This window comes from Paenibacillus turicensis (genome assembly GCF_050461185.1).
GTDB classification, from domain to species: Bacteria; Bacillota; Bacilli; order Paenibacillales; family Paenibacillaceae; genus Fontibacillus; species Fontibacillus turicensis_A.
This window is the reverse complement of sequence record NZ_JBCMOR010000007.1, coordinates 146,706-172,020: the sequence shown is the minus strand read 5'-3', so window position 1 is coordinate 172,020 and position 25,315 is coordinate 146,706. Positions and strand designations below refer to the sequence as shown.

The window sequence follows — 25,315 nt, the reverse complement described above, 5'->3', positions numbered from 1 at the left end:
GGTGATTATTGATACACCTATTGAATTTGTCAGTGGGCAAATCGGGGTGACTTTTAAGCTGGATCGGTTGGCCTCTCAGTTCAACATTACAATTCCAATTCGAGGTTGGAATGAAGCTGAATTAATAAATAAGCTTGCGGATAATAGTTTGTTGTTGTATCAGTTTTTGGATCTGGATGAGAAGGAGCAAGCTTTCAAGCTAGATCGCCATCACCTGCTAACCTCCAGTTTACCTCAATGGGAAAATGTAGTGGAATTAGATCAAGTGAAGTGTAGCTGCGGGAAAGACGATTGTGAGCATCGTCAAGCGGCAATTGAGTATGTTTATTTAGCATGGCAGCAAAATCCTTGGATTGGGTTACAGGCTGTAGGCTGGAATAAGGAGTTACTGAGCGCAGCTGTGTTTGCTAACTGGTCAGCAGCTTCCCCTTTGTCTAATCCAGAGCAAGTACTGGAAAAGCTTGCTGGACCACCTATCAAAGCGGTAACTCGTGCAGGTAGCAATTCAGGCATCGCAGAATGGTTAGCAGATATGGCAGATCAAGGACACCTTCACACACCTGGACCTCACTTGAATGAGATTGAGCTGAAGTTAACAGGTCAACAGACTGGGCTTGATCAGTGGCAGGAGCTTTTGCCACAGGTGAAGGGCGTAGCAGCAAGCCTTACGCTTATTATTAATGAGGTGAAGAAGAACACTCACCAATAACATAACAAAGAAGCTCCTTAATCTCCTAGCAAAATAAGGATGAATTATGGAGCTTCTTTTCTTATTTTTATGTGATTCTGAAAACTTTATCGCTAAATCGAAACTAAATACAAGGTAGTAACGTCAAACTCTATAAATTAGCCTTATTTGGCTAGGAAGATTTGTTTTCTAATAATAACTGGGAGACATCAATCAGATTTTGTGACTTTTTTGGCATTTGAGCTTCGCTGCTACCCATAATTTCTTTGCGTAGTCCATGCATTTTTTTATCAAGCTCATCTGCGGCGATTGCAGCTTCAGTTAGCTCTCTTACAACGTGTGGTGGCACCTGCTTGTCATATTTATAAAATAAAATATGCTCCATGCTGGCCCAGAAGTCCATCGCTAATGTACGCATTTGAATTTCAATTTTCATTAAACGCTTGCCTTCAAAAAGAGTGAGTGGCACTGCAACGATAAGATGAAGACTTTGATAACCGTTAGGTTTAGGATTTGCAATGTAATCCTTCACTTCAAGGATCGTTAAATCCTCACGTTGCTTAAAATGCTCAAGCAGGCTATAAATGTCTTTCACAAAGGAGAAAACAATTCGCATCCCAGCGATATCATGAATTTTACTAATCATATTATCTACGGTCATCTCATAACCTTTACGGTCAAGCTTTTCTAAAATGCTTTTTGGCTCTTTAATACGTGTTTTAATATGTTCAATGGGACTGTAACCATTATGGATTTTCCATTCAGTTTGTATAAGCTTAAGTTTATTTTGTAGTTCATCTAAAGCAATCTGATATAAAGTAGGGAGCTTTCTCCATTCATCAATTTGACGGAGTTGTTCTTGATCTATTTCCCAATGATACAGTTCTTTAAGGTCTAACTCTTTAAGGTCTACCTGACTTAAAATCTTTCTTGTGTCACTTGAGTTTGATGTGTCCAGAATGATCTACCCCTATAATTAAGAAATTTTACTTATACTTATTGTATCGTGAATAGCTTGTCAAAATCAAAGTTTACTCAAAAATTTGCACTGACATCCTAGTGACAGTAACATTAGATTTATAAAAAATACTTACGTGAAGTTTACTTGATGAGTTTCAGTTTTCACAGTTATGTCAAATCTGGTATCATTATTATTATTTATTTTAGAATCTATTACATTACATCATGGAGATTATGAGGATAATTGGAGGAGGAGCTATGAACTTGTTTCAGAAAATTAAAAATAGTGCTGGTAAAGTAACCGATCGTGCCCAAAATGTAGTTGAGATCGGTAAATTAAATACACAAATCACAAATATTGAGCGTGAGGTTGGGCTATATTATAAACGCATGGGTGAAGTGTTTTATGAGGGCTTCCAGAGCAAGGACATGTCAAAGGCTGAAAAAGAAATGGTGGAGTTGGCACGGACATGTGGTTTGTTATTAGAGGAGCGCGATGAAATTAAATACAAAATTGCAGACCTTAAAAATGAACGTCTATGCCCTTCATGTGGCAAATCTGTAGCTAAGGAAGCATTGTTTTGTCAATTTTGCGGTAGTAAGCTACCTGAGCGAAAAGAAACAGCTCCAGCCGAGTCAGTAGAATCACACACGGTTGAAAATGTCACTGCGGCTGCAAGTGAGTGGCGTTATGATGCGGTAGCACAGAAGGATAGCTCTTCAGAAAACAATATCGCTGAGAAAGAACAAAATATTGCGCCTAGACAAGAGCAAGCAGTAGAAAAACCATTACCATTGAATCCTGAAGAGGAAGCAAAACAACAGCTTGAACTAGACCGTGAGCGTAAGCGCCAAGAAGAATTGGACCGCTTAATAGCTAATTGGAAGGAGCATGTGACACCTAACACAACTACGAGTTCTTCCAATGGTTATTCTGTAGCGGGCAATCCTGCTGAGATGACTAAAGAAAATGAACATGCTAAAACATGCTCGAATTGTGGTAAAGCAATCACGCTTTACAATAAATGGTGTCCTCATTGTGGAGCACAGCAGTAATAAATGGAATTGTTCACAGAGTTGTGATATTTGTTGCCTTCCTAAACATAAACTCAATCGTAGATAATAGGTAAGAGGCATTTCGCCCAAAATGCGAAGTAATGAAGGGAGGTTTAAATAAATGGAGTGTATTGTACATTTTGAAGTTGTTCATGAACATCAGACAAAAGAACTAAGAGGTTTAATTTTTGTAGATGAGGGGAAAAACCCTACCAAAGAGGATCTTTTAGAGATGTTTGAGCAAATGGGATATAAACTTCGGCTTGCAGATGAGGACCAGATGATATTTAAACCAGTAGATTCGGGTGCAGATTATAGTCACATTAGAATAAAAAGATTAGATATGGGCGACAAGATGCAAAAGGATGACCATGATTTGAAGTCGATCGTGGGTAATTTATTGCCACAAAAGCCAAGTATTTAAAACAATAACTGTGTAAAGCAATAACTGTGATTGGTCATATTATATGCGTTCAGTTACACAAAGTTATTAAATCCGACATATTTAATATTAGTTTTAAATAAGCAAAAGGCAGACCCCAAAATAATTAGGTCTGCCTTTTGCTTGTTATGCCATTATCCACTTCTATATTTTATGGACTAAAGCGCATTAATGCGCGTGCTGTTCTTTAGCATCAAGGATGGAGGTACAGTGACCACAACGTGTTGCTTTGATCGGAATTTCCATGTAGCAGTGAGGACATTCCTTTGTCGTTGGTGCTTTAACAGGCTCTTCCTCTACAGCTTTACCTCCACGTCTTAAATAGTTAATGCCCTTCACTAAGAAAAACACACATAGTGCGACAATTAAGAAGTCTAATAAAGTGTTAATAAATTGACCATATGCGATCACGGCAGCCCCCGCTTCTTGAGCTTGAGCTAACGATTGGATAGGTGCCCCATTTGGCAATGTTTTGCTTCCATCCAAATTATAAAATAAATCTGTGAAGTTTACCCCACCAAGCAGCTTCCCGATTGGAGGCATAATAACATCATTTACGACAGAAGTGACAATTTTACCAAATGCACCCCCGATAATAACCCCTACAGCCAAATCAATGACGTTGCCACGTACAGCAAATTCTTTAAATTCCTTTACAATTCCCATGCTAATTACTCCTTTCCTTCTACCTATAAATATATACAAAATTTTAAATAGTTTAAAGTTTCAATTTTTTCAAAGATAAATTACATAAGGCTCAGTAATGAAAATTGTACTTGGCAGCTAACCCAAACTAGCGAAGAGACACGGAGATTCTGGAGAAGCCTCTATCCTCCAGTTGCTGGCAAGTACTAATTTATAAATAGAGTCATATGTAAATTACTCTTTATTTCTGCGACAACTTTCGTTATACTTCTAACATTGCAACAATTCAGAAAAAAATCATAGATTTTCTCGTATATGTGCAAGAATTGGCTTGTATGTTTCTACCCGATCACCGTAAATGATTGGACTACGAGAGGAAATCTCATAACATATAACAATACCATTTAACTAGTTGCTAAGCTGGATTAATGCCGATTGCTCATCGGTTAGCAAATAAGTATTGTTTTTGTATGTATGTGACTTCTTTTCATTGTAGTCTATTTTCTCGTGGTTGGGGAAGATAGGCTTTTTTAGTATTTTGCCATAAAAAATGTGCCAAAATACTCATTAATTAAACGGGTTTAATCTTAAAATTAGTGCTTGACCGCTTATCCAAACTAGCGAAGAGACAGAGAGATTCTGAAGATTGTCTCTTAAAATCAAATTCCATCTATAAATATACATTATAAAAGGAATATGATTTTAACAACAATCGCAAGAGCGCTCTGGATCGTAGCTCCCCCCAATCGTGGTCAAGTACTTATTTTGATTTTGAGCCTGAAAATCTAGGAGGAATTTGAAGTGAAATTGCTTAAAGACAAAGTAATAGCAGAAGGAATTGTACTCGGAGATCAGGTGTTAAAGGTAGACTCATTTCTGAATCACCAAATGGATCCAAATCTAATGAAGGAAATTGGGCGAGAGTTTGTTCAGCGCTTTGAGGGACAACAAATCACAAAAATTTTGACAATCGAATCCTCAGGTATTGCGCCTGCGATTATGACGGCATTGGAATTAAACGTACCGATGATTTTTGCGCGTAAAAATAAATCGTTAACCCTTAAAAACGATATTTTTGTGGAAAAGGTGTACTCCTTCACCAAACGTGAAACGAATGAAATTACCGTCTCCAAAAAATTCATGAATAGTAATGACAATGTCCTCATCATAGATGATTTTTTAGCAAATGGAGAGGCTGCGTTTGGTTTAGCAAGAATCGTGCAGCAATCTGGGGCCAACGTAGTTGGAATTGGAATTGTGATTGAAAAATCTTTTCAGCCAGGTGCTAAGCTGTTACAAGAGGCAGGCTTCAAGCTTGAATCCTTGGTTAAAATTGCATCGTTAGAAAATAATACAGTTACCTTTGTAGAGGAATAATAGAAAGAAGGCATATCATTGTGATAAACGAACAAAAGGATGTTGTTTTTGCAAGAAACAGACATCCGTTTAAAACTTTTTCTTTAGGAATTCAACATGTACTTGCGATGTATGCAGGAGCAGTCATCGTTCCGCTCATCGTAGGTGGACAATTAAATTTTACACATGAACAATTAACCTATTTAATTGCCATTGACTTGCTTGCATGTGGGATCGCAACATTGCTACAAATTTGGAAAAATCGTTTTTTTGGAATAGGATTACCTGTTATGTTAGGCTGTGCATTTCAAGCTGTATCACCGATGATTGCGATTGGGAAAGAAGAGGGTATGGGCATCACAGCAATTTATGGCGCCATTATAGCCTCAGGTTTGTTTGTCTTTTTATTTTCAGGTTTATTTGGAAAATTAATCGCCTTTTTCCCACCCGTTGTGACGGGCTCTGTGGTGACAATTATCGGGGTAACACTTATTCCAGTTGCTCTAACAGACTTAGGGGGCGGTGATCGTACAGCCGCTAATTTTGGTAGCCCATTACATCTATCAATTGGGTTTGGCGTATTACTTTTAATCATTTTATTGAATCGCTTTACGACTGGCTTTTTACGTTCTATTTCAGTGTTGATCGGTTTGATCGCAGGAACAATTGCTGCTGGCTTTGCAGGTGATGTTAAGGTCACACCATTAAAAGAAGCAAGCTGGTTCCATATGGTGGAGCCATTTCATTTTGGTACACCTACTTTTCATGCCTCAGCTATTATTACGATGATTTTAGTTGCGATCGTTAGTGTTGCTGAATCAACAGGCGTGTTTATGGCATTAGGCAGAATTGTTGATAAGGATATTACAGCTAAAGATTTAGCACGTGGTTACCGAGCAGAAGGCTTGGCAATTATGATTGGTGGCGTGTTTAATTCTTTCCCGTATACCACCTATTCTCAAAATGTAGGCTTAGTTCAAATGAGTCGTGTTAAAACAAGAGATGTCATTTTTGTAGCAGGGAGCTTGCTTGTACTTATTGGCTTTGTCCCTAAAATAGCCGCACTAACACAGCTTGTGCCAACCTATGTCCTTGGAGGTGCAATGATTGCATTGTTTGGACTAGTATTATCCTCTGGCATTCGGATGTTAAGTGAGCAGGTAGATTTGAATCGTCATGAAAACTTACTTATTATTGCTTGCTCTGTAGCGATGGGACTTGGTGTAACGGTTGTACCAGAAATTTTTGCACAATTACCAGCAAGCATTCGTATACTAGTAGACAACGGAATCGTAGCTGGGAGCTTTACTGCAATTGTTATGAACCTATTGTTTAATGGTTTACGTGGAGCGGAGCAAAAGGAACATTCACAGAAAAACGGTACTGCTGACATTACATTGGAATAGTAAATAATGGAGTAATAAATATAAATTCCACCATTACATGCGTTGCAGTTGTCTTTCGGCAAGCTCTCCAATCCAAGGTAATTTAACCCATTTCCCTTGAAGTGTAGTGAACATGAGAAGTAGCCACAATAATACTCCTAGCAATGTAACAAGTGAACCTGAGATAACACCAATCACAGGAATAAAGCCTGTAAGGACATGGAATACCATGATTACCATGAAGAGCATAATAGACTGCAACGAATGAAATAATACAAATCGACTTCGTTTTTCGATGGCAAGGAAAACAACACCACCAACAAAGGCAAATAGGTAACAAAAGAAACCAGCAACATTTTCATAAATTCCCGTTGAAGATTTGAAAGGAGACATCTGGCTAACCTTCTTTCTTATTTTTTGGATGAAATGCAAACCAGGCTAAAATTAGGTGATTAGTTTTTCATAAAATGGTTTAACTAACTTTAGTGTATGACGAGCTATAGCAGAGAATACCACAGCATACTGCTTTTCTATAGCAAGGATTCATTTTATGAAGCAGCAATGAGATTGTGGAGGACTTTTATCAGGTATGTTATAATATACTGTGATAGGAGGTCGTCCAAACATATTGCGATGACCGCATGTGAAGAGAAAGAAGCAATTTTTTGTTGCCAGGCGCTGCATATGCTTCTGTTTCTCATGAAATGTCCATAGACTTGTAGTAATACTAGAAAAAGGGATATTTCAACTTGAACAAGCGGGATTTTCTTCGGGTATGTCTAGTGTCAATGCCTGCCGGAAAGGCAACATCACTTTAGCTTGCAACTTCATACTATTTATTCAGTCACACTTTTCGGCGTTCTCGAAATCGGAGCATTAATCACAAGCGTTCTGGGAGGGAATTAAAGTATGGCAACGAAAGGTCACAATGAAGTAAAAGAAAGTTTGCGTGAAATGACGAGGATATTTAAACCTAAAGATCCCAAAAAATTTGTTAAGGAGTATGTCCGTAAGTATCGGATTACAAGTGGATATGAAGAGGAGCTCACACATTTAGTAGAGCATGAATTAGATAAAATGGATTCCTCTGTCTCCTAAAAATCCCCGTCAGGGATAACAAATACGGCACCTATATGATGTTACATTTTCACCGTTCGGGCGCTATGTGCCTAGGAACGGTTTTTTCTTTTGATTTTTACATAAAGCCTTATTTTGCGAAGAAGTTAAGCATATTGTAATAACAAAGAGCACAGGAGGGGTAACTGTTGAAGATTAAATTAAAAACGAAAGAGGAAATTGCTAAAATTCGCGTGGCAGGTAGCATTTTAGCTGCTTGTCATAAGGAATTAGCGAAGCGAATTAAGCCTGGTGTGACTACGATGGAGCTTGATTCATTTGTGGAGGAATTTTTGAAACAGCATGGTGCAACACCAGAGCAAAAGGGATATCGAGGTTTTCCATATGCAACCTGTGCATCAGTAAACGAGGTTGTATGTCATGGTTTTCCCAAAAACGAACCTTTGAAGGATGGAGATATTGTCACGATTGATATCGTTGTAAATAAGGATGGGTGGTTGGCTGACTCTGGTTGGTCTTATCGGGTAGGAAAGGTAAGTGCAGAAGCAGACTCCTTGCTGAAAATAACAGAGCAGGCTTTACATGAGGGGATTAAGCAGGCAGTTCCTGGGAATCGAATCGGTGATATCGGTGCGGCTGTTTTTAATGTGGCAAAGCAAGCAGGCGTTGGGGTTGTACGTTCGCTAATTGGACATGGAATTGGACAATCGATGCATGAACAACCGGATGTACCCAATTTTGGCCGTCCAGGTACAGGTGTTAAGCTTAAAGCAGGTATGGTTATTACGATTGAACCGATTTTTACAAGAGGAGATACAGGTGCAGTGCATTGGGGCTCAGATGGCTGGACGATCTCATCCGCAGACGGAAGTCTTGGTGCGCATTATGAGCATACGTTAGCGATTACAGAGGATGGGCCTGTCATTTTAACGAATTAATGGAACTGATAGGTTGTGATTGGAGCAGACTCAAAAGATACGTTAATTGTGCTTAGTGGGATTGTACGAGGAAGTGGCTTGTGTTAGTAAAGTGTTATGGTATACTATTTTACGAAGTGTGTGAAATATCACATACTTATTGTTGAAATACCGAACTAGCAGGAGGATTTCAGGAAATGGACTGGTTTATAATACTCCCAACTATTAGTACTGCATTTATCGTTATAAGTGCTATTTTAGTTGCAATAGGTTGGGCACTTATTATTAAAGGTAAACGAGAAGCACATAAAAAAACGATGATTGCCGCAGCAGTGGCAGCCATTCTTTTCTTCATTATTTATAGCTCTAGGACTGCATTTGTAGGGAATACATCTTGGGGTGGTCCGGCTGATTTGCAAGTGTATTATCAAATTTTCCTTGTGTTCCATATTGTATTGGCAACGGTAGCAGCCGTATTTGGGATTACAACCTTGGTACTTGGCTTTAAGGAGAAGTACGCGAAGCATCGTAAGTTGGGTAGGATCACTTCTGTCATTTGGTTTATTACTGCGATAACAGGCACTGTGGTGTACGTATTGTTATACGTATTTTTCCCAGGAGGGCATACCAAGCCGGCGTTGGACGTCATTTTAGGGTTGTAGGAGTCTAGCCAATATAGATGGTAAATAAAATCAATGAACACTAGATAATTAGTCATAAGCAATGACATGATTCTCAAACTGAGGAATCAATGTTGTTGCTTTTTTTTATGTGCAAGTATTGACAAATAATCTTAAGCAAACTAATATAAATACCAACGGTCGGTATGCTTGAATTGATGAGAATTTATCTCTATAGATTTTATCTAGAAGTAAGATATGGAGGGATCGATATGGCAAGAATTAAACAACCAGAGCAAACGTTAGAAACGATATTGCAAATCGCGACTAAGCTTTTTTTAGAGCAAGGGTTTGAGAAAACAAGCATGCAGCATATTATTGATGAAATTGGGATGTCTAAGGGGGCGATCTATCACCATTTTAAATCAAAGGAAGAGATTTTGAGTGTGGTGATGGAACGACAATTTAATAAAACGACGCAATATATGGAGCAATTAATTGCACAAGCAGCACAGCTTGGTGGCGAGCATGGATATAACGCTAGGGATCGTCTTGTTTACATTTTAGATCATTTATTAGCGAATGAGGAAGTTCATTCGTATAACCATATTTTTAGCACTCAGATTAAAAATCCGCAGTTTGTTGTGACAGGGATTCAACGAGGGATTAAGGTGGATGCACCTGTGATTGCAGCGATTATTGCTCAAGGCAAACAAGATGGTTCGCTTAACACGGATTATCCATTACAGTGTGCAGAAATCTTTCTTTTACTCGTTAACATTTGGATTAATCCGATGTTATTTGAACGTAGTCAAGCAGACACCTATCAGCGTTTAAAATTTTTACAGCACATGATGCAATCGTTAGGTGTTGATATTGTGACGAATACACTCATTCAGAAAATTGTGGATCGCCATGTCGAAATTGGTGGCTATGAATAGGAGCGATAATATGAACGTTGCTATGAATAATATTACTACGAATGTTACTACGAGTGAAAAGAGCCCTAAGTTTGTGATTTCAGTACGAAATGTGACCAAGGTGCTTGCTGGACAGGAGGTCATTTCCAATTGCACGATGAATGTACCAGAAGGTAAAATTTACGGATTTCTTGGGGCAAATGGCGCTGGTAAAACGACGATGATGAAGATGATTACAGGCTTAATGACACCAACGCAAGGTGTAATTGAGGTTTTAGGAAAAGAGATGTCAAATAATCGAAATGAGATTCTCAAAGAAATTCTTAGAGAGATGGGAAGCCTAATTGAGGTGCCTGTTTTTTTCGAGCATTTAGATATGACTGAAAACTTAGCCTTGCATTTGGAATATATGGGCGTACAAGTCCCCAGTGGTGAAAAGCAGAGCAGGATCGCCAATGTTTTGCAAAAGGTAGGATTGCAGGACTCAGCCAAGCTTCCCGTTTCTAAATTATCGTTAGGTATGCGGCAAAGGTTAGCAATTGCACGAGCAATTTTGCACCAGCCTAAGCTATTAATTTTGGATGAGCCACTTAATGGCTTAGACCCAATGGGAATCCGAGATATGCGGACCTTATTTAGACAGCTTGTGGAAGAACAGCACATGACCATTTTAATTTCTAGTCACATTATTTCGGAATTAGAGCAGGTTGCTGATGTCGTAGGTATTATTTCAAATGGAGCCTTGCTACAGGAAGCTGATTTATCTCAGGTTAGAGCGCAGTATTCAGGTGGACTTGAGCAATATTTTATGACTATGGTAAGTGAGAATAGTGGGGGTGAAATTATTGCTTAGGCTCATGAAGCTAGAGGTAAGTAGAATTCCTCTGACAGTGTATATAAAAGCTAGTATTGTAGCTTCTTTATTTTTGCTGTGCTTTCTTTATTTTGCGTCGTATGTTGCTTCTTCAACAAGGGATGCTCAGTTTCAGCATTATGATAACATTTTGTTGTTGGCAACAATTTTGTATATGATGATATTTTGTATTTTGGCGGCGGTCATGTATACCAAATATGTCGTGCAGGAGTATGGGAGTAAACAGTTATTTTTACTATTTTGTTATCCGATTGAGCGCAAAAAGGTGGCTTTATCTAAACTAGCGGTTGTAACTGGCTTCATTACACTTGCGATGATTATAGGTTATATTCCACCTTTAGTGTTATATGGCTTAACGGAGCTATGGACCCCGATTGTGAGAGATGTGATGTCACTACAGTTCGTCTTATCTAGTCTCAAGCTGTTAGCCATCATGGTTATTAGTGTAAATGGGATTAGCCTAATTGCGATGCGGATCGGATTTATTAAAAAGTCAGTGCCAACGACCATTGTCACTTCATTTGTGCTTTTTGGGGTGATTGGGAATGCGGTAATTGGAAGCTTTAATAATGATAAGGCGTTAATCGGTTTATCTGTCCTCATTATGTCGGTTGCTGCTCTATTCGCCTATAGCTTGCTTCAAGTTGTTCATCAAATGGAGTTGGAATAGAAGGATGAAGGGAGTGAGTGTAAATGATGCTTTCAAATCAAGGTAAAACGATTATTCGTCATATTAAAGTACCTTTGGATTCACCTTTAAGCTTAAATTTAGATTGGTTAACAGGTCAAGTGGTGATCATGCCTAATCCAAACAACGAAATTGAAATCATTCAGTATGCCGATACTGGATTTAAAATAGAAAAGGCATTTCAATATGAGTTTCATGCTTCCGTCATTACGATCACGGATGGGCGAAAGTCCTCAAAGTTAGGCGTGAATTTGAAAAAGACTTACTTAGAAATTTATGTGCCTCCTATGCTGTTATCCAACATAAATATTAAAGGTGTAGGTACACAGATCAAGTTAAGTGAACTGAATGCTGAGACAATTCAATGTAATGTTGTGTCAGGAAAGCTACAGCTAAGTGGTGCTTATGGGAGGCTTGAACTTCATGCTACAGCAAGTGATGTACAAGCCCAATTATGTGAAGTTGGAGAATTAATAGTTAAATCAACCTCTTCTAAGCTTCGTGTTTGCATTCCTGAGGCGCTAAGGTTCACTATTTCCACAGGGAAGCTGACGTCTCGTAAAGCGATTCGTAGCTCTTTACCTTTGCAATACGAGAAAAGTCAGCTAAAACCTAAGGAGGGCGAGTCAAGATTCCATGTCTCTATAGCAGGAGGACATATGGAAATTGTTCCATTCGATTCAAATTTGCTGGGGGGCTTGAAGCCCGATTAATGCAAGGCCATTACGTAACGTAATTTGAGTACACAATACAAGTCCTAATCTGAAATGGCGTAGGGAGTTATCCTCCACTAATACTTTGTTTTCATGATAAAAACGATTAAATGCTTGGGACAGATCGATTAAATAGCGACTAATGATCGAAGGCTCCAATTTTTTCATCGCAGCAACAATCTTTTCGCTAAATAGTGATAACAGTTTAAGTAATTGGTTGCTTTCTGGCGTTAAAAAGTCCCTTGGCAATTGTTCGTACAAAGCGGTTAGCAATGTGAGAAGTGTCGCCTTATCTAGCTTAGCTTCAGTGAGCAGGCGACAACAGCGAGCATGAACATATTGTACATATGGCCCCGTTTCCCCTTTGAAATTGAGGATGTGCTCCCATGAAAAGACGATATCTTTAATTCTGTTATTGCTCAGATCATTAAAAATAACCGCACCCACACCCACTTGCTTGGCAACCTCATCTGCATGGGGGAGCTGTGGGTTTTTTTCTTGGATAATCGACTTTGTTTTCTGTATCGCTTGACCCAGTACCTCCTCGAGCTTAATCATGTTTCCTTTACGTGTTGAAAAGCCGCTTCCTTCTAAGCTGATTCTACCAAATGGAACGTGGATCAGTCCTTTTGCCCAAGGATAACCCATCATCTCTATAATTTTGAACCATTGTTTAAAATGTAGATTTTGCGAATAGTCTGTGACATAGATCGCTTGATCAAAATGATACGTGTCGTATCTATAAATGGCAGCAGTGACATCACGTGTATGATAGAGTGAGCTACCGTCCTTTTTTAGCATAATTGCTGGAGGCATTTCATCATTCTCAAAAGGAACAATCCATGCGCCATCATCTTGGGTAAGCAGTTGTTTCTTTTTTAGAGCCTGAATCGTTGCCTCCATTTTGTCATTGTAAAAGCTCTCCCCACAAAAGGAATCAAAGGTGACGCCAAGCAAATCATAAATACGATTAAATTCCTGCATACTTATGTCTAAAAACCATTGCCAGATGGCGATCGCTTCCTCATTTCCCTGCTCCATCTTCGTAAACCATGCTCTAGCCTGATCCTCTAACTCAGGTTGGTTTTCACTTTCCTGATGAAAAAAAACGTAAAGACGTAGTAGCTCCTCAATTCCTTGCTCTTTGACGACCTCCTCGTTGCCCCATAGCTTATAAGCGACAATCAGTTTGCCAAATTGAGTTCCCCAATCTCCCAAATGATTAATACCAACCACATTAAAGCCCAGAAATTTATAAATTTGATACAAGCTATTGCCTATTACAGTGGATCTTAAATGAGCGACATGAAACGATTTTGCAATATTGGGCGAGGAATAATCAATGATGATCGTTTTCCCTGCGCCTATATTTTGAGCGCCATATTGTGTATCTTGTGATGTGATTTGTGGCATGATGGACTTCGCAAACTTTGTGTAATCGATGTAAAAGTTTAAGTATCCATTTACTGCGGTAACCGCTTCAAATGCCTCGTGACTAAACTGTGCTTGTAGCTTATCAGCGATAACGATGGGGGATTCACGTAAGGCTTTACTTAGGTGAAAGCAAGGGAGTGCCACGTCGCCAAGCTTGATATCCGTAGGATACGTTAATAAGCCTTCAATTTGTTGAGGCGTAACGGTGTGATGCGGTGTAATGTTGTCCAGAATACTGCAAAGTTCTGTTGCGATAAGTTGTTTGAAATGTTGCATAGTTTGCTCTCCTTTTTATTGATATTTAAGCTCAGAAATGAATAAATGAATGAACAAATTAATAATTGGCACAACTGAAATGGCACAACTGAAATGACACAACTAAAAAGGCACTTAGGTCAAAGGTTGTTCCGCTCGCTGTTAAAATTGATTTCCTTATGAATGTTAAAGTGAGATTGGTGGAAATCAATTTTAAAGGCGACCATTCCATTGCTCCACAATCCTTTGACCTTCGTTTTGTATCTCATAGAAGTTATATCTGTGTATCTCATGGAAGTTATATCTGTATCTCATAGGAGTTAAATATGTGTACCTCTTAGCAGCAACCATTCATTTATTTATTTGGGGTTGAGCCAATAAATAACGCAAAAAAGCCCTCGCCCCTAAAATAAATATTTTAGAGACGAGAGCATAAGGTTCCCGCGGTACCACTCTAAGTATTAAGCTTGCAATAAGCTTAATCCCTCGTATTACGGATAACGGCGCATTTGCCGGATATGCCTACTTCTTGAGCTTCAGCTTTCAAGTTTAAGCACATCATTTCCCAGACCCGTTTCATTGCAACCTCCATACCGGCTTACACCAACCCGGCTCGCTGTCATGTCAGGTTCAAGCAACTACTGTTCTGTTCATTAATATTGACGGTATAATTTTTGAATTTTATATTATTCTACACGGTTTAGTTCAATTGTCAAATGAATTAAAAAAACAAAACATAAGTAAACTTTGAAATAACAGGCTGTAACATAAATGCTGATAGCCATGTTGTCAAAATATAGAGGTTACTTTCGAATTTTATGAGTTTCTTTCCTATATATGTAGGTGGGGCGACTAACTGTAGCTTTTTCACTATATTTGGTCCGATATGATTAACGAGTTTAAAAAGATAAAATCCAAGAACACCTCCAAGCGTGTTCATGAGAAGATCATCAATATCGGTTGTTCGAAAATTAAATAATTGACTGAGTTCAATGGTAAGGGAGAATAAAAAACTAATGCTAAGTACTTTTTGTAGTGATGCAAACCGTTTCCATAGTAATGGCATGAAAAGGCCTAATGGGACAAATAAAATAATATTAAGTACATATTGTACATGATTCGTCGTAATATCCTTAAAAGGAACCCAGTTCATATTAGTTATAAAATGCAGGTTATATATATTTGGAATCCCCGTAACGCTGAGCATGCCAACTAATATTAGAATCAGTCCATACACTCCAATCAAATGCCAAGATGACTGTGCGATCCCATTTTTATGAAAACCCCTCATTAACATAACTTGAATAAATACTATAAAAGGCAAAACAGCTAGAAATCCCGAAATAACTTCAAGAATGAGATAAATTAAAATCATCAAATCAACCTCCCTTTATATTGTTTAATACGGTTTAGTAGACCAAAAAGTTATATGTATTTATTTGCAAAACAAGCCTACAATCACGAAAAAAATAATGAAGGTGGAACTATATAATTTTTGCAAAATACTTGACGACGTTATTTGCTGTGTATATACTGTGTATAAAGATATATACAGTAAGCACAGTGTTATTCATCCTTGATAGGGGGCTGATTTATATTGAATGGTTGGAAGCAAGGTTGGTTTATATTTAAGCGGGATGTATATACAGATCGTCTGTATCTCATATGGAGCTTAGTTTTTATGATTTATACAGGTGTGATGGTTGGCATTATGTTAGATGGTCAAACAAAGGCATTTGAGATTTTAAGTCCTTTTTCAGATTTTTTGCTGATGATGCTTATACCGATGTCAGGGTTTTATTTTTCAAGACGTTCATTTCACTATATTAGGGATGACTCATACACCAAGATGCTGTGGTATTATCGTACGCTTCCGATTCCAATAGATACGATAATGAAAAGTCGGTTGATTCAACTAGTGAGTTCCTTAGTAGGAAATGGCTTGATTTTATACACAAGCTTATATATTAGTTCTTCTTATCTTCACACTGAGTTAAATATCGGACAGATGTTCTTGTTTATAGTTACATGGAGTGGTTTTGCACTATTTATAAATGGGTTTTACATTTATTTTGAATTGTTATTTAGTGGTCGTAAATATTTATGGATGACTTTTTTAATCCTTCTTTTCACGACGGCACTTGTTGTTACTTTTAAATTATTAAACTTTCATTTAACAACAGCAGTGATTCAATCTGTTAAAACGCAAGGAGTAGGTTCGTCTTACATGTGGAGCATCATTGTTATCGGTGTGGTATTTTTAAGCATCATGCTCAGAATTGTGAGAAATAAATTACAAGTAAGAGATTTAAGACAATGACAATATATGTTCAAGACAAAATAGATACACAGATCTCACAGTTGTGTTGGTGGAGGTGAAAGAAGAGAGGTGTGGATTCCCATTCAAATTAATGAACACAGCACTGAGCCATTGTATGCCCAGATCGAAGCACAGCTACGCTCCCTAATTGTAAGTGGTCAGATTGAAGAAGGCACCTTATTGCCTTCCATTAGAGAGTTTGCAGGTAGCTTGAGTTGCAGTGTCATTACAGTCCGCCGTGTGTATCAGGATTTAGAAAATGAAGGATTGTTACGCACAAAACAAGGGACAGGTACATTTGTAGCCAAGGTGGGTAATGAGGAACGAGATGAATATAAACGGGCTGCCGTGAATGAGGCGTTAGAGCTTGCTGTCGATAAGGGAAAGTCACTTCAATATTCAGCCGAAGAGCTCAAAGCGTTGTTTATGGAAATTTTAAATAGAAAATATACGTAAGCAAAGGGGGGAGACGATTGTCAGAGCCGCTAGTTATCGAATTCAAGAATGTTGTTAAATATGGAAGAGGGAAACAGATAGGCCCAATTGATTTACATTTCCCTGCAGGATATGTTACTGCATTAGTAGGTTCAAATGGAGCTGGGAAAAGTACGATTTTGCAAATGATAATGCGATGTATTTTGCCTAATGAAGGTACGATTTCATGGTTTGGAAATCCACCAGATCAATTATCTATCGAGGTTAGACGTCAAATTTGCTATATTTCCGAGTTGCCATGCTCTGAAGAGGACTATATGACAGGCGCAGAGGTAGGTAGCTTCCGTTCTGAATTATACCCACTGTGGGATCAGCAACGCTTCCAAGTTCTGATTAAGCAATTTGAAGTCCCTTTACACGAGAAACTAAACCGAATCTCAAAAGGAGAAAGACGTAAGTTTGAAATCATTTGTGCATTAGCTGCACGTCCTAAGCTATTAATCCTAGATGAACCAACAGCAGGGCTTGACCCATTTGCTTGGCGAGAGATGTTAAAAGTGCTTCAGAGCGCAATGGAGCAAGAGGAATTAAGTATTATTTTATCAACACATATCGTTGAGGAAATTAAACGACTAGCTGATTATATTGTGTTAGTCCATCAGGGGCGTGCATTAGGCAGAGTTGAAAAAGATACTTTATATGGTGCTTGGCAACGTGTGTGGGTAAAAGGGATGACTGGTGAGCAGCTTAAGCAGGCTGGCGTTCAGTTATTTGAAGAGGAAGGTGCTGGGCTTCATAAGGTGACAGTTCGTGAGTCAGAGCTACAATCACTGCTGGCTAATCTGGAGGATGCACAAATTATGAAGCAGGAAAGCTTAGAAATTGAAGAGGTTTTGAAGCTATGGATCGATGGGCAGCAGCCTTGAAAATAAATTATTGACAGTAGAAAGAGGGAGAAAAAATGACGAAGCCATTAGTTTTGAATCAGGTTGTGAAGGAGTTTGGATCGAAGCGAGCAGTAAATGAAATTTCGTTACAAGTGGAGCAAGGAGAAATTTACGGTTTATTAGGGGCAAATGGTGCTGGTAAAACAACAACGATGCGTATGGTGTTAGGTCTTATTTATCCTGATGCTGGAGAAATATTGTATCATGGTAAGCCATACAACAAGGAATTACAGAAAATTACAGGGTACTTACCTGAGGAACGTGGACTATACCCTAAGGTGAAGGTGAGTGAGCAAATTAAGTATTTGGCAAACCTAAGAGGCATGTCTACGGCGGATGCAGACAAAAGCTTGCGTTATTGGTTAGATCGCTTTGAAGTACCAGAGTATTACGATAAAAAAATTGAAGAGCTATCCAAAGGAAATCAGCAAAAAATGGGCTTTGTTGCTGCGGTTGTGCATAAGCCATCTATCCTTATTTTGGACGAAGCATTTAGTGGACTTGATCCCGTTAATGTTGAACTATTAAAAGCAACGGTGAAGGAACTGCGGGATGCAGGCACAAGTATTTTGTTTTCTACACACCGAATGGAACATGTAGAGGAATTGTGTCGTCATATTACCATCCTTCATGCCTCTAATACAGTAATTCAAGGAAGCATTAAGGAAATCAAACAACGTTACCCAAGGGAAGAGGTCATTTTATATACAAGCTCTGAGGTGGACGGTTTGGCAGAAATACCTGGTGTCACTGCTGTTGAGCGCAAAGAAAGAGGGTATTCGATTCGGATCTCCGAGGTGGCGGCGGCTCAGCACATTCTTCAAAAAGCAATGTCTGTGACACAAGTAGAGCATTTTGAAATTAAAGAACCAACATTAAATCAAATCTTTATTAAAGAGGTCGGTGAATCTAATGAATAGAATGGGAACTGTAATTAAGTTTACTTTTATGAACAAGGTTAGAACGAAGTCATTTGTGATTACAACGTTAATATTTGCACTTTTGGTCTCAATTGGACTCAATGTTCCTTATTTCATTGATAAATTTTCATCGGGTAGTGATTCAGACAAAACAGTCATTGGTATCGTATACGAAAACCAGCCAGAAATTGCGACTAGCTTCAAAGCATATACTGATCAGCAAGCATTAGAAGGTTATTCCTTTGTTGATATTAAAGAAAAAACAAGTAAAGAGGATTTACAGCAGCAAATTAAAGACGAAAAAATTCAAGGTTATTTAACATTTGGGGAAGCAGATGCTTCTGGTTTTCCTGTCGTGAATTATACGTCCGAAGACAGTTCTATCGGCAACAATTTGCAGGTAGTATTGCAGGCGGCACTGGAAAATGTAAAAACACAATATATTACTAAAGGCTCGTTAAGTAGTGAGCAGATTGCTCAGCTAAACGCTCCAGTTAAAATTGAAGCATTAAAGCTCCAAGATTCAGGCACAGACCAAGATTCAGGGGCAGGTAGTGATGGATCAGAGAAGCAAAATGTAATGAATTACGTCGCAGTATATTTATTGTTATTCCTATTTTTCATGACGAGTATGATGACTGGAAATATGATTGCTTCAGAGGTCACAGCAGAAAAGAGCTCGCGTATTATGGAAATTCTAATTACAAGTGTATCTCCATTATCGCAAATGTTTGGTAAAATTATTGCAATGTTCTTACTTGGCATTTTACAGATTGGTATTTTTATTGGCGTAATCGCACTAAATATTATGCTACCACATAATTCGGCTATATTAGCTAATTTTAATCTAGATTTATCACAGCTAAATGCCTCTGTCATTTGGTTAGGCTTGATATTCTACATTTTAGGCTACTTCCTTTACGCAACATTATTTGCAGCGATTGGCTCCATGGTGAGTCGTACAGAAGAGTTAGGGCAAGCAATTATGCCAATTACGATGTTATCCTTAGCTGCATTTTATATCGGAATGTTTAGCATCACTGCACCAAACTCTATGTTACTTAAAGTCAGCACATACATTCCATTTATTTCACCTACGAGTAACTTAGTACGGATTGGACTTGGCGATATTGCACCGTGGGAGATTATTGTATCTCTAGTTATCCTTGTCATTTCAATTTTCTTCTTTGGTTGGTTGTCTGCTAAAATTTATCGTACTGGTGTGTTACTGTATGGTAAACGCCCAAGCTTTAAGGAATTACGCAAGGCGATGAAGGCTTACAAAATATAAGAAACAAGATAACCGGTGTAAATTAATTTGAGACAAAATACCAATAGTGCATAAGAGGGTAAATTTAAGTGATAATCTCACAAAACTCAAATTAGATATACTGTATGATGCCAATTATAAACTTGGGGCTACTCGTTACAACAAGTTAGCTAAGGCATTCTTGTCCTTTGTTTAATAGCTTCCTTTTGAAATTGACTCATTGATTTGTTTTCAGACATATCCTATCACTAAGTGTTATAAATTATGATTATTACTATTTGATCCGTAAGGCTCTTTAGGTATAATAATGCTTGCGATAATGTACAGCAACAGAACAGTACCAAAGCTGAGTAGCATTACTACTGCTATAACCAATCTTACAATTGAAGCATCTATGTTAAAATATATAGACAGACCGCCACACAATCCGCTAACCTTTTTGTCTGTCCGTGAACGATATAACTTTTTCATTTCATGCCCTTCCTTTCATTTGAGTAGGCTTTACAGTGAAACCATGTTCAGTACCACTTTCTGTAAGTTTAATCATTGACTTGGATTGTCTGAAAACCATCGTCTGAGTGTTCTCATTATATATTACAGAATGTACTAGATACATTAGACTTAATGAAACTTAAGAATTCTTTAGTTTTAATAAGATTTTCAGCTTACCGATGAGGAAGTCGACATAGCTATAATAGTCCTAACTACGTAACTTGTTTTTTCATGGTTATATTTGGATATATAGCTACAGACCCTTATAATTCCTTATAGTCACTTGAGATAATAGATTACGATAACAGGTGAGATAAACAACAATAATGAATGAGACTCTACTCCGAGCCTTATAGTTCAAGAAGCCTTGATCTATAAGGCTTTGTTATTTGCTTATAAAAAAACCTTATTTTTTCAGAATCATCATCTTGACTGTAGATCACTGTTATTGTAATCTTTACGAGGTTATTTAAAATTTTAATGATTTAAGAGTTTACAAATATGACATTCATAATTAATAATTCTCATTTAAACATTTATTTAAATTATAAATGATTAAATTATGTGTTTATTTTTCATGGATAACAAGGTACACCACCAGAGGAGGGCATACTACAATCAAAGATATTAATCAATAATATATAGTAAAAAAATTATGGATTAGGAGACAAAAGTATGAATAAGCTCAAAAAGTTCCAAAGTCTTTCATTTATATTGCAAAATCTTTTGAATATTTGTCTTTTAGTTTTAGCCGTAGCCTTAAGCATTTTGTTAATTAGTGAAACATGGTATATTATTACCTCTGTTTTTAAAACATTTCCAAAAACTGAGAGTAGTTACGATATTATAGCTGAATTACTTGTTTTCTTTTTATATTTTGAACTTATTGCCTTAATAGTTAAGTATTTTAATTCGAATTTTCATTTTCCGCTAAGGTATTTTATCTATATTGGTATAACAGCAATTGTTAGATTAATTATTGTTGATCATGATGTAGCCATAAATACATTCTGGTGGTCAATGGCTATACTGATTTTAGTTTGTTCTCTTTTTATTGCGAATAGTCGAATCAATCGTGTGGATAACAAAAAAGAGAAAGAAAAAGAAAATTTTTGAAAAGATTTAATTGCATCTTCTTTTAAGAATTGCTCAATATAATTCAAAATTTAGTTGCTAAACAAGCTGTAGGAAATAGATGAAAAAGTGTCAAACAACGATCTGTCTTCGACAGATCGTATTGCATTTTCTTACTGGATTAAAAAGCAAAGCAGTAATCTGTTCTTAACAATATTTAAGAATAAGGTACTTCAGTATGTCTCATTATATCTACTGTTGCTGTCGATACACCTGCTAGTTTAGCGATTTTTTATATATTTTCCATATTTATGCCACCTCTTGCTTTAAGCATAACAAGTTTATAAAACGGTTATAAAGGAATATACATAGATAAATAATCAATTAAAATAAAGTTTGACATGTAATGCGTTACATAAATTACAGTTGTTTTAGGAACAAAAATAACTGCTAATTAGGAGGATTTGTCATGAAAAAGGGATTGAAAGTCGTAACGATTGGCGGAGGATCTAGTTATACCCCTGAACTTGTTGAAGGTTTTATAAAAAGGCATCATGAATTGCCGATTAAGGAATTATGGCTTGTTGATATTGAGGTAGGAAAAGAAAAACTTGAAATCGTAGGTGCGATGGCGAAGCGAATGGTAAAGGCAGCAGGTATCGACTGCGAGGTTCATTTAACATTAGATCGTCGTGAAGCACTTAAGGATGCTGATTTTGTAACGACTCAGTTCCGAGTAGGGCTTATGGAAGCACGAATGAAGGATGAAATGATCCCTCTAAAATACGGCATGATCGGTCAAGAGACCAATGGAGCAGGCGGAATGTTTAAAGCATTTCGAACGATTCCTGTTATTTTGAGCATTGTGGAGGATATGAAGGAGTTATGTCCAAACGCATGGCTTATAAACTTTACGAATCCAGCAGGAATGGTTACTGAGGCTGTGCTTCGTTATGGGGAATGGGAAAAAGTTATTGGTTTATGTAACGTACCTATTATGGCTGTCAAGACGGAGTCAGCTATTTTAGAGAAGCAGGAAAATGATCTGTTTTTCAAGTTTGCGGGTATCAATCACCTGCACTGGCATAAAATTTACGATCGTGACGGGAAGGATTTAACTAGAGAAGCGATTGATAAAACTTATGGACCTGATGCAAAACCAGATAAAATGGTTGAAAATATTAAAAATATGCGATTTATATATGAGCAAATCGTGCAATTGGACATGATTCCTTGTCCGTACCATCGTTACTACTATATGACGGATGATATGTTGAAGGAAGAACTGCATGAGCTGAAGACAGAGGGGACAAGAGCTCAAGTTGTAAAACGCTTAGAGGAAAGCTTATTTGAACTGTACAAGGACCCTAATTTAGATTATAAGCCTAAAGAATTAGAACAACGTGGTGGAGCTTATTATAGTGATGCTGCATGTGAAATCATTAATTCCATTTACAATAACAAAGGTACGCAGATGGTTGTGAGCACACGGAACAAAGGTGCAATCAATGATCTATCGAATGAAAGTGCAGTTGAAGTGACTAGCTTGATTACTGCGCATGGCGCAGAGCCTATCCATTTTGGTTCCTTCCCACCTGCACATCGTGGTTTACTACAGGTGATGAAGGCAATGGAGGAGTTAACAATTGAAGCAGCAGTTACAGGGGACTATGCGACTGCATTACAAGCCTTTACATTAAATCCACTTGTACAAAGTGGAGACACCGCTAAGGCGCTACTAGATGAAATGCTAGAAGCACATCGTGATTACTTGCCTCAGTTCCATCAGAAGTAATAGAGAAATATTAAAAGTGGAAGCGCTAACTCGCTTCCACTTTTTTATTACTGTAAAGTTTGAACAAGTTAGATTGCCCTCTTGCTGTATATATTCTTTAATTTAAGTAGTTATTCGTGGCAACTAATATGATTGATCAACATGTCTATAAACCGTTGCCCCATATCATTATCTTGATCATCAGCGGGGAATAAACTGAGTCTAGATAATAGTCCCATCATGCTTGTAAAGATGAATAGGGCTGATGTCCTAGCCTCTATTCCTGCCTGAATTGAGCCATCCCTTATACCTTGCTCAATGGGTTTAATAAGAAAATTTTTGGTCTTTTGCGTATCAATAAAGTTTCTATAATATTGCTCTAGTTCCTGGGATACGTTATTTTGAGTGTTATGTCCATAATGTAAGTCAAACATCAAAATATATTTAAGATGACTTGGATGGACTGCGGCATAATGGAGCCATGCTTCAAGTATTTTCCGAAGTTTTTGTATCCCAGTTGGCTCAATTGTTTGTGCTCCAGTTGTGTTTATAAAATGAAACATATCTTGAAGTAATTCAATTTGCACTTCAAATATAAGCTCATGAATGGATTCAAAATGCTTATAAAATGTAACACGACTTACTCCTGCATGTTCACATATATCCTTAATACTTACATTCAACAAGCCATGAGAAGTCAAAAAGGCTTTACCCGCTTCGATGTATTGCTGTCTATGTTTATTTTTTACACCTTGGTGCCAACTTTCAGTCATGATCAAGGACCTTTGCTTTCATAGATTTTGTATCCTTTCTATTCCATAACGTTAAAAATGGAGTTAGTACAACGATAATAGCACCAAAAATATAAGGTGAATTTAAATTTTTGTCAAATAACCATCCAGCAATAATGGGTCCTAAAATTGTACCAACACTCATATAAGTAGCGCTTAAGCCAGAAGCATAGCCTTGTTCTTCTCCAGCTAAGTTGGCAATGCTAGTACTTACTGTAGGTCGAAGAAAAGCGTTGAAAATAAAAAAGATAGATGAAACAAGCAATAGATAAGCAAAGTTAATTTTAATCAGCATCAGCAAAAAGGCAACACCAATCATAATTAAGGAGCTCCACAAGATTACATTTTCTCCAAGCTTCTTAATGATTTTATCCAGTAACCATACTTGCACAACTATCCCAATAACGGCTCCGAGCATAATGATAATTGAAATTTTACTTGCATCAAAATTGTATTTTTGTTCTACAAATAAGGAAAACACAGTTTCGTAGTTAACGAGTCCAAAGGTTGAAATTAAAGTAAGCAATAAATAACGGAAATAAGGGGTATGAAATGACTTTTTAATTTTATTATTGATCGGTTCACGTTGCTGCGCTGTAGCTGGTAAATGTATCTTTTCTTTCTTTTTTAAGGTTTCTGGCAAAAGGATGGATAATATGGCTGCAATAAGACCTAAGCCTGAAGCGAAGTAATATGGTGTTCTAATTCCATATTGGGCAATAATCCCACCTAGCCCTGGACCTAATACCATACCTAAATTCATCGCGGCATTGATGTAACCCATTCCTTTTGCTCGTGTAACGGGTGTAGTTATATCTGCAACATAGGCCATGACGGATGGCACCATGAGACCAAGACCAATTCCTCCAATAAAACGTGCCAAGTAAAGTAGGGGTAAAGTATGTAATGCTGCAAACATAAGATCGGAAATTACAGTCAGAAATAAACCTGACATAATCATCCCTTTACGTCCCCATTGATCTGATAGCCGTCCCCCAATCGGTGAGAAAATAAACTGCGCAGCACCAAAGGCAGCGACTAAATAACCTGCTGCGGTACCTGCCGCATTAAATTGTTTAAGGTAATCAGGCAAAATAGGGATAACCATACCTTGACCTAATAAGGCGATAAATAAGTTAAGCATTAAAATAAATAGAGGAAGTTTAGTGGAAATACGTAGTTGATTAGCCAAAATGATCGCTCCTTGTCCTTGCATAAAGTAATATCTCTAAAATAAAACATACAATCAAATAGTTTTCGCG

The 25,315-nt window shown here is 37.6% G+C and carries 27 protein-coding genes, 1 riboswitch and 1 other annotated feature; of the genes, 19 read left to right on the top strand and 8 right to left on the bottom strand.

All coding sequences use genetic code 11. From position 1 onward, the window contains the following. Nucleotide 1: 1 nt before the first annotated feature. A complete protein-coding gene (locus ABE099_RS13285; protein WP_430031430.1) occupies nucleotides 2–709 on the top strand; it encodes a hypothetical protein in 708 nt (235 codons plus the stop codon). A gap of 151 nt (nucleotides 710–860) precedes the next feature. Here ABE099_RS13285 and ABE099_RS13280 read toward each other — a convergent pair whose 3' ends face one another. Next, on the bottom strand, nucleotides 861–1,571 hold the full coding sequence (locus ABE099_RS13280) for a GTP pyrophosphokinase (protein WP_430031587.1): 711 nt from the start codon (nucleotides 1,569–1,571) through the stop codon (nucleotides 861–863). Between the two features lie 335 nt (nucleotides 1,572–1,906). Between ABE099_RS13280 and ABE099_RS13275 the strand changes: the two genes are divergently transcribed. Both ABE099_RS13275 and ABE099_RS13270 read left to right on the top strand, forming a co-directional pair. Further along, nucleotides 1,907–2,704, top strand: a complete 798-nt coding sequence (locus ABE099_RS13275) for a zinc-ribbon domain-containing protein (protein ID WP_430031427.1) — start codon at nucleotides 1,907–1,909, stop codon at nucleotides 2,702–2,704. A 121-nt stretch (nucleotides 2,705–2,825) separates the two neighbouring features. Next, nucleotides 2,826–3,128: a hypothetical protein gene (locus ABE099_RS13270; RefSeq protein WP_430031425.1), complete on the top strand. Its 303-nt coding sequence runs from the start codon at nucleotides 2,826–2,828 to the stop codon at nucleotides 3,126–3,128. 186 nt (nucleotides 3,129–3,314) lie between these two features. Here ABE099_RS13270 and mscL read toward each other — a convergent pair whose 3' ends face one another. Further along, complete coding sequence (gene mscL, locus ABE099_RS13265) at nucleotides 3,315–3,812, bottom strand: large conductance mechanosensitive channel protein MscL (protein ID WP_430031422.1); 498 nt, start codon at nucleotides 3,810–3,812, stop codon at nucleotides 3,315–3,317. 268 nt (nucleotides 3,813–4,080) lie between these two features. Then, nucleotides 4,081–4,181, top strand: a riboswitch (purine riboswitch). 411 nt (nucleotides 4,182–4,592) lie between these two features. Here mscL and ABE099_RS13260 point away from each other — a divergent pair. Both ABE099_RS13260 and ABE099_RS13255 read left to right on the top strand, forming a co-directional pair. Beyond that, nucleotides 4,593–5,168 carry a xanthine phosphoribosyltransferase gene (locus ABE099_RS13260; RefSeq protein ID WP_430031419.1) on the top strand — a complete coding sequence of 192 codons (576 nt, stop codon included), beginning with the start codon at nucleotides 4,593–4,595 and terminating at the stop codon, nucleotides 5,166–5,168. A 23-nt stretch (nucleotides 5,169–5,191) separates the two neighbouring features. Beyond that, complete coding sequence (locus ABE099_RS13255; protein ID WP_430031584.1) at nucleotides 5,192–6,553, top strand: nucleobase:cation symporter-2 family protein; 1,362 nt, start codon at nucleotides 5,192–5,194, stop codon at nucleotides 6,551–6,553. A gap of 33 nt (nucleotides 6,554–6,586) precedes the next feature. Here the strand turns inward: ABE099_RS13255 and ABE099_RS13250 are convergent, their stop codons facing one another. Continuing rightward, entirely contained in the window at nucleotides 6,587–6,925 is a 339-nt protein-coding gene (locus ABE099_RS13250) for a DUF4870 domain-containing protein (protein WP_210090478.1), read from the bottom strand. A gap of 516 nt (nucleotides 6,926–7,441) precedes the next feature. Here ABE099_RS13250 and ABE099_RS13245 point away from each other — a divergent pair. From ABE099_RS13245 to ABE099_RS13215, 7 genes are all read left to right on the top strand, one after another. Continuing rightward, nucleotides 7,442–7,630, top strand: coding sequence for a hypothetical protein (locus tag ABE099_RS13245; RefSeq protein WP_210090479.1), 189 nt, complete (start codon nucleotides 7,442–7,444; stop codon nucleotides 7,628–7,630). Nucleotides 7,631–7,797: 167 nt separating this feature from the next. Beyond that, a complete protein-coding gene (gene map / locus ABE099_RS13240) occupies nucleotides 7,798–8,547 on the top strand; it encodes a type I methionyl aminopeptidase (RefSeq protein ID WP_430031415.1) in 750 nt (249 codons plus the stop codon). A gap of 176 nt (nucleotides 8,548–8,723) precedes the next feature. Further along, on the top strand, nucleotides 8,724–9,188 hold the full coding sequence (locus ABE099_RS13235) for a DUF420 domain-containing protein (RefSeq protein WP_430031412.1): 465 nt from the start codon (nucleotides 8,724–8,726) through the stop codon (nucleotides 9,186–9,188). A 230-nt stretch (nucleotides 9,189–9,418) separates the two neighbouring features. Beyond that, complete coding sequence (locus ABE099_RS13230) at nucleotides 9,419–10,087, top strand: TetR/AcrR family transcriptional regulator (protein ID WP_430031410.1); 669 nt, start codon at nucleotides 9,419–9,421, stop codon at nucleotides 10,085–10,087. A gap of 10 nt (nucleotides 10,088–10,097) precedes the next feature. Continuing rightward, nucleotides 10,098–10,919 carry an ABC transporter ATP-binding protein gene (locus tag ABE099_RS13225; protein WP_430031408.1) on the top strand — a complete coding sequence of 274 codons (822 nt, stop codon included), beginning with the start codon at nucleotides 10,098–10,100 and terminating at the stop codon, nucleotides 10,917–10,919. Between the two features lie 4 nt (nucleotides 10,920–10,923). Further along, a complete protein-coding gene (locus ABE099_RS13220; RefSeq protein WP_430031405.1) occupies nucleotides 10,924–11,610 on the top strand; it encodes an ABC transporter permease in 687 nt (228 codons plus the stop codon). A 23-nt stretch (nucleotides 11,611–11,633) separates the two neighbouring features. Then, the gene (locus tag ABE099_RS13215; protein ID WP_430031403.1) at nucleotides 11,634–12,341 is read left to right on the top strand and encodes a DUF4097 family beta strand repeat-containing protein; all 708 of its coding nucleotides are present in this window, start codon (nucleotides 11,634–11,636) and stop codon (nucleotides 12,339–12,341) included. On the opposite strand, the gene argS is transcribed toward ABE099_RS13215, so the two are convergent. Then, entirely contained in the window at nucleotides 12,309–14,051 is a 1,743-nt protein-coding gene (gene argS, locus ABE099_RS13210) for an arginine--tRNA ligase (RefSeq protein ID WP_430031401.1), read from the bottom strand. The genes ABE099_RS13215 and argS overlap by 33 nt on opposite strands. A 396-nt stretch (nucleotides 14,052–14,447) precedes the next feature. Continuing rightward, nucleotides 14,448–14,693 (bottom strand) — a binding site (T-box leader). Between the two features lie 58 nt (nucleotides 14,694–14,751). After that, nucleotides 14,752–15,405, bottom strand: coding sequence for a VanZ family protein (locus ABE099_RS13205; protein WP_430031399.1), 654 nt, complete (start codon nucleotides 15,403–15,405; stop codon nucleotides 14,752–14,754). Between the two features lie 222 nt (nucleotides 15,406–15,627). Here ABE099_RS13205 and ABE099_RS13200 point away from each other — a divergent pair, with 222 nt between their 5' ends. The 5 genes from ABE099_RS13200 (at nucleotide 15,628) to ABE099_RS13180 (ending at nucleotide 19,943) form a co-directional block, all read left to right on the top strand. Further along, nucleotides 15,628–16,350 carry a hypothetical protein gene (locus ABE099_RS13200; RefSeq protein WP_430031396.1) on the top strand — a complete coding sequence of 241 codons (723 nt, stop codon included), beginning with the start codon at nucleotides 15,628–15,630 and terminating at the stop codon, nucleotides 16,348–16,350. 69 nt (nucleotides 16,351–16,419) lie between these two features. Further along, entirely contained in the window at nucleotides 16,420–16,806 is a 387-nt protein-coding gene (locus ABE099_RS13195) for a GntR family transcriptional regulator (protein ID WP_430031394.1), read from the top strand. 17 nt (nucleotides 16,807–16,823) lie between these two features. Further along, on the top strand, nucleotides 16,824–17,711 hold the full coding sequence (locus tag ABE099_RS13190) for an ABC transporter ATP-binding protein (RefSeq protein ID WP_430031392.1): 888 nt from the start codon (nucleotides 16,824–16,826) through the stop codon (nucleotides 17,709–17,711). 35 nt (nucleotides 17,712–17,746) lie between these two features. Then, nucleotides 17,747–18,652 carry an ABC transporter ATP-binding protein gene (locus tag ABE099_RS13185; protein WP_430031390.1) on the top strand — a complete coding sequence of 302 codons (906 nt, stop codon included), beginning with the start codon at nucleotides 17,747–17,749 and terminating at the stop codon, nucleotides 18,650–18,652. Continuing rightward, a complete protein-coding gene (locus ABE099_RS13180) occupies nucleotides 18,645–19,943 on the top strand; it encodes an ABC transporter permease (RefSeq protein WP_430031388.1) in 1,299 nt (432 codons plus the stop codon). The genes ABE099_RS13185 and ABE099_RS13180 overlap by 8 nt, the downstream gene beginning before the upstream one ends. A gap of 234 nt (nucleotides 19,944–20,177) precedes the next feature. Here the strand turns inward: ABE099_RS13180 and ABE099_RS13175 are convergent, their stop codons facing one another. After that, complete coding sequence (locus ABE099_RS13175; protein WP_430031386.1) at nucleotides 20,178–20,393, bottom strand: PspC domain-containing protein; 216 nt, start codon at nucleotides 20,391–20,393, stop codon at nucleotides 20,178–20,180. Between the two features lie 696 nt (nucleotides 20,394–21,089). Between ABE099_RS13175 and psiE the strand changes: the two genes are divergently transcribed. Together psiE and ABE099_RS13165 are read left to right on the top strand one after the other, a co-directional pair. After that, nucleotides 21,090–21,530: a phosphate-starvation-inducible protein PsiE gene (gene psiE / locus ABE099_RS13170; protein WP_430031384.1), complete on the top strand. Its 441-nt coding sequence runs from the start codon at nucleotides 21,090–21,092 to the stop codon at nucleotides 21,528–21,530. A 427-nt stretch (nucleotides 21,531–21,957) separates the two neighbouring features. Next, nucleotides 21,958–23,283, top strand: a complete 1,326-nt coding sequence (locus ABE099_RS13165) for a 6-phospho-beta-glucosidase (RefSeq protein ID WP_430031382.1) — start codon at nucleotides 21,958–21,960, stop codon at nucleotides 23,281–23,283. A 110-nt stretch (nucleotides 23,284–23,393) separates the two neighbouring features. On the opposite strand, the gene ABE099_RS13160 is transcribed toward ABE099_RS13165, so the two are convergent. Both ABE099_RS13160 and ABE099_RS13155 read right to left on the bottom strand, forming a co-directional pair. Continuing rightward, nucleotides 23,394–24,035 (bottom strand): TetR/AcrR family transcriptional regulator, encoded by a 642-nt coding sequence (locus tag ABE099_RS13160; protein ID WP_430031380.1) that lies wholly within the window; start codon nucleotides 24,033–24,035, stop codon nucleotides 23,394–23,396. Then, the gene (locus ABE099_RS13155; protein WP_430031581.1) at nucleotides 24,028–25,197 is read right to left on the bottom strand and encodes an MFS transporter; all 1,170 of its coding nucleotides are present in this window, start codon (nucleotides 25,195–25,197) and stop codon (nucleotides 24,028–24,030) included. The genes ABE099_RS13160 and ABE099_RS13155 overlap by 8 nt, the downstream gene beginning before the upstream one ends. Nucleotides 25,198–25,315 lie beyond the last annotated feature (118 nt).

What these genes read in the sequence shown, in the direction of transcription:
- ABE099_RS13275 (WP_430031427.1), top strand. Translation starts at nt 1,907, where the DNA reads ATGAACTTGTTTCAGAAAATTAAAAATAGTGCTGGTAAAGTAACCGAT.
- ABE099_RS13270 (WP_430031425.1), top strand. Translation starts at nt 2,826, where the DNA reads ATGGAGTGTATTGTACATTTTGAAGTTGTTCATGAACATCAGACAAAA.
- mscL (WP_430031422.1), bottom strand. Translation starts at nt 3,812, where the DNA reads ATGGGAATTGTAAAGGAATTTAAAGAATTTGCTGTACGTGGCAACGTC.
- ABE099_RS13250 (WP_210090478.1), bottom strand. Translation starts at nt 6,925, where the DNA reads ATGTCTCCTTTCAAATCTTCAACGGGAATTTATGAAAATGTTGCTGGT.
- ABE099_RS13245 (WP_210090479.1), top strand. Translation starts at nt 7,442, where the DNA reads ATGGCAACGAAAGGTCACAATGAAGTAAAAGAAAGTTTGCGTGAAATG.
- ABE099_RS13235 (WP_430031412.1), top strand. Translation starts at nt 8,724, where the DNA reads ATGGACTGGTTTATAATACTCCCAACTATTAGTACTGCATTTATCGTT.
- ABE099_RS13230 (WP_430031410.1), top strand. Translation starts at nt 9,419, where the DNA reads ATGGCAAGAATTAAACAACCAGAGCAAACGTTAGAAACGATATTGCAA.
- ABE099_RS13225 (WP_430031408.1), top strand. Translation starts at nt 10,098, where the DNA reads ATGAACGTTGCTATGAATAATATTACTACGAATGTTACTACGAGTGAA.
- ABE099_RS13220 (WP_430031405.1), top strand. Translation starts at nt 10,924, where the DNA reads ATGAAGCTAGAGGTAAGTAGAATTCCTCTGACAGTGTATATAAAAGCT.
- ABE099_RS13215 (WP_430031403.1), top strand. Translation starts at nt 11,634, where the DNA reads ATGATGCTTTCAAATCAAGGTAAAACGATTATTCGTCATATTAAAGTA.
- argS (WP_430031401.1), bottom strand. Translation starts at nt 14,051, where the DNA reads ATGCAACATTTCAAACAACTTATCGCAACAGAACTTTGCAGTATTCTG.
- ABE099_RS13205 (WP_430031399.1), bottom strand. Translation starts at nt 15,405, where the DNA reads ATGATTTTAATTTATCTCATTCTTGAAGTTATTTCGGGATTTCTAGCT.
- ABE099_RS13185 (WP_430031390.1), top strand. Translation starts at nt 17,747, where the DNA reads ATGACGAAGCCATTAGTTTTGAATCAGGTTGTGAAGGAGTTTGGATCG.
- ABE099_RS13180 (WP_430031388.1), top strand. Translation starts at nt 18,645, where the DNA reads ATGAATAGAATGGGAACTGTAATTAAGTTTACTTTTATGAACAAGGTT.
- ABE099_RS13175 (WP_430031386.1), bottom strand. Translation starts at nt 20,393, where the DNA reads ATGAAAAAGTTATATCGTTCACGGACAGACAAAAAGGTTAGCGGATTG.
- psiE (WP_430031384.1), top strand. Translation starts at nt 21,090, where the DNA reads ATGAATAAGCTCAAAAAGTTCCAAAGTCTTTCATTTATATTGCAAAAT.
- ABE099_RS13165 (WP_430031382.1), top strand. Translation starts at nt 21,958, where the DNA reads ATGAAAAAGGGATTGAAAGTCGTAACGATTGGCGGAGGATCTAGTTAT.
- ABE099_RS13160 (WP_430031380.1), bottom strand. Translation starts at nt 24,035, where the DNA reads ATGACTGAAAGTTGGCACCAAGGTGTAAAAAATAAACATAGACAGCAA.
- ABE099_RS13155 (WP_430031581.1), bottom strand. Translation starts at nt 25,197, where the DNA reads ATGCTTAACTTATTTATCGCCTTATTAGGTCAAGGTATGGTTATCCCT.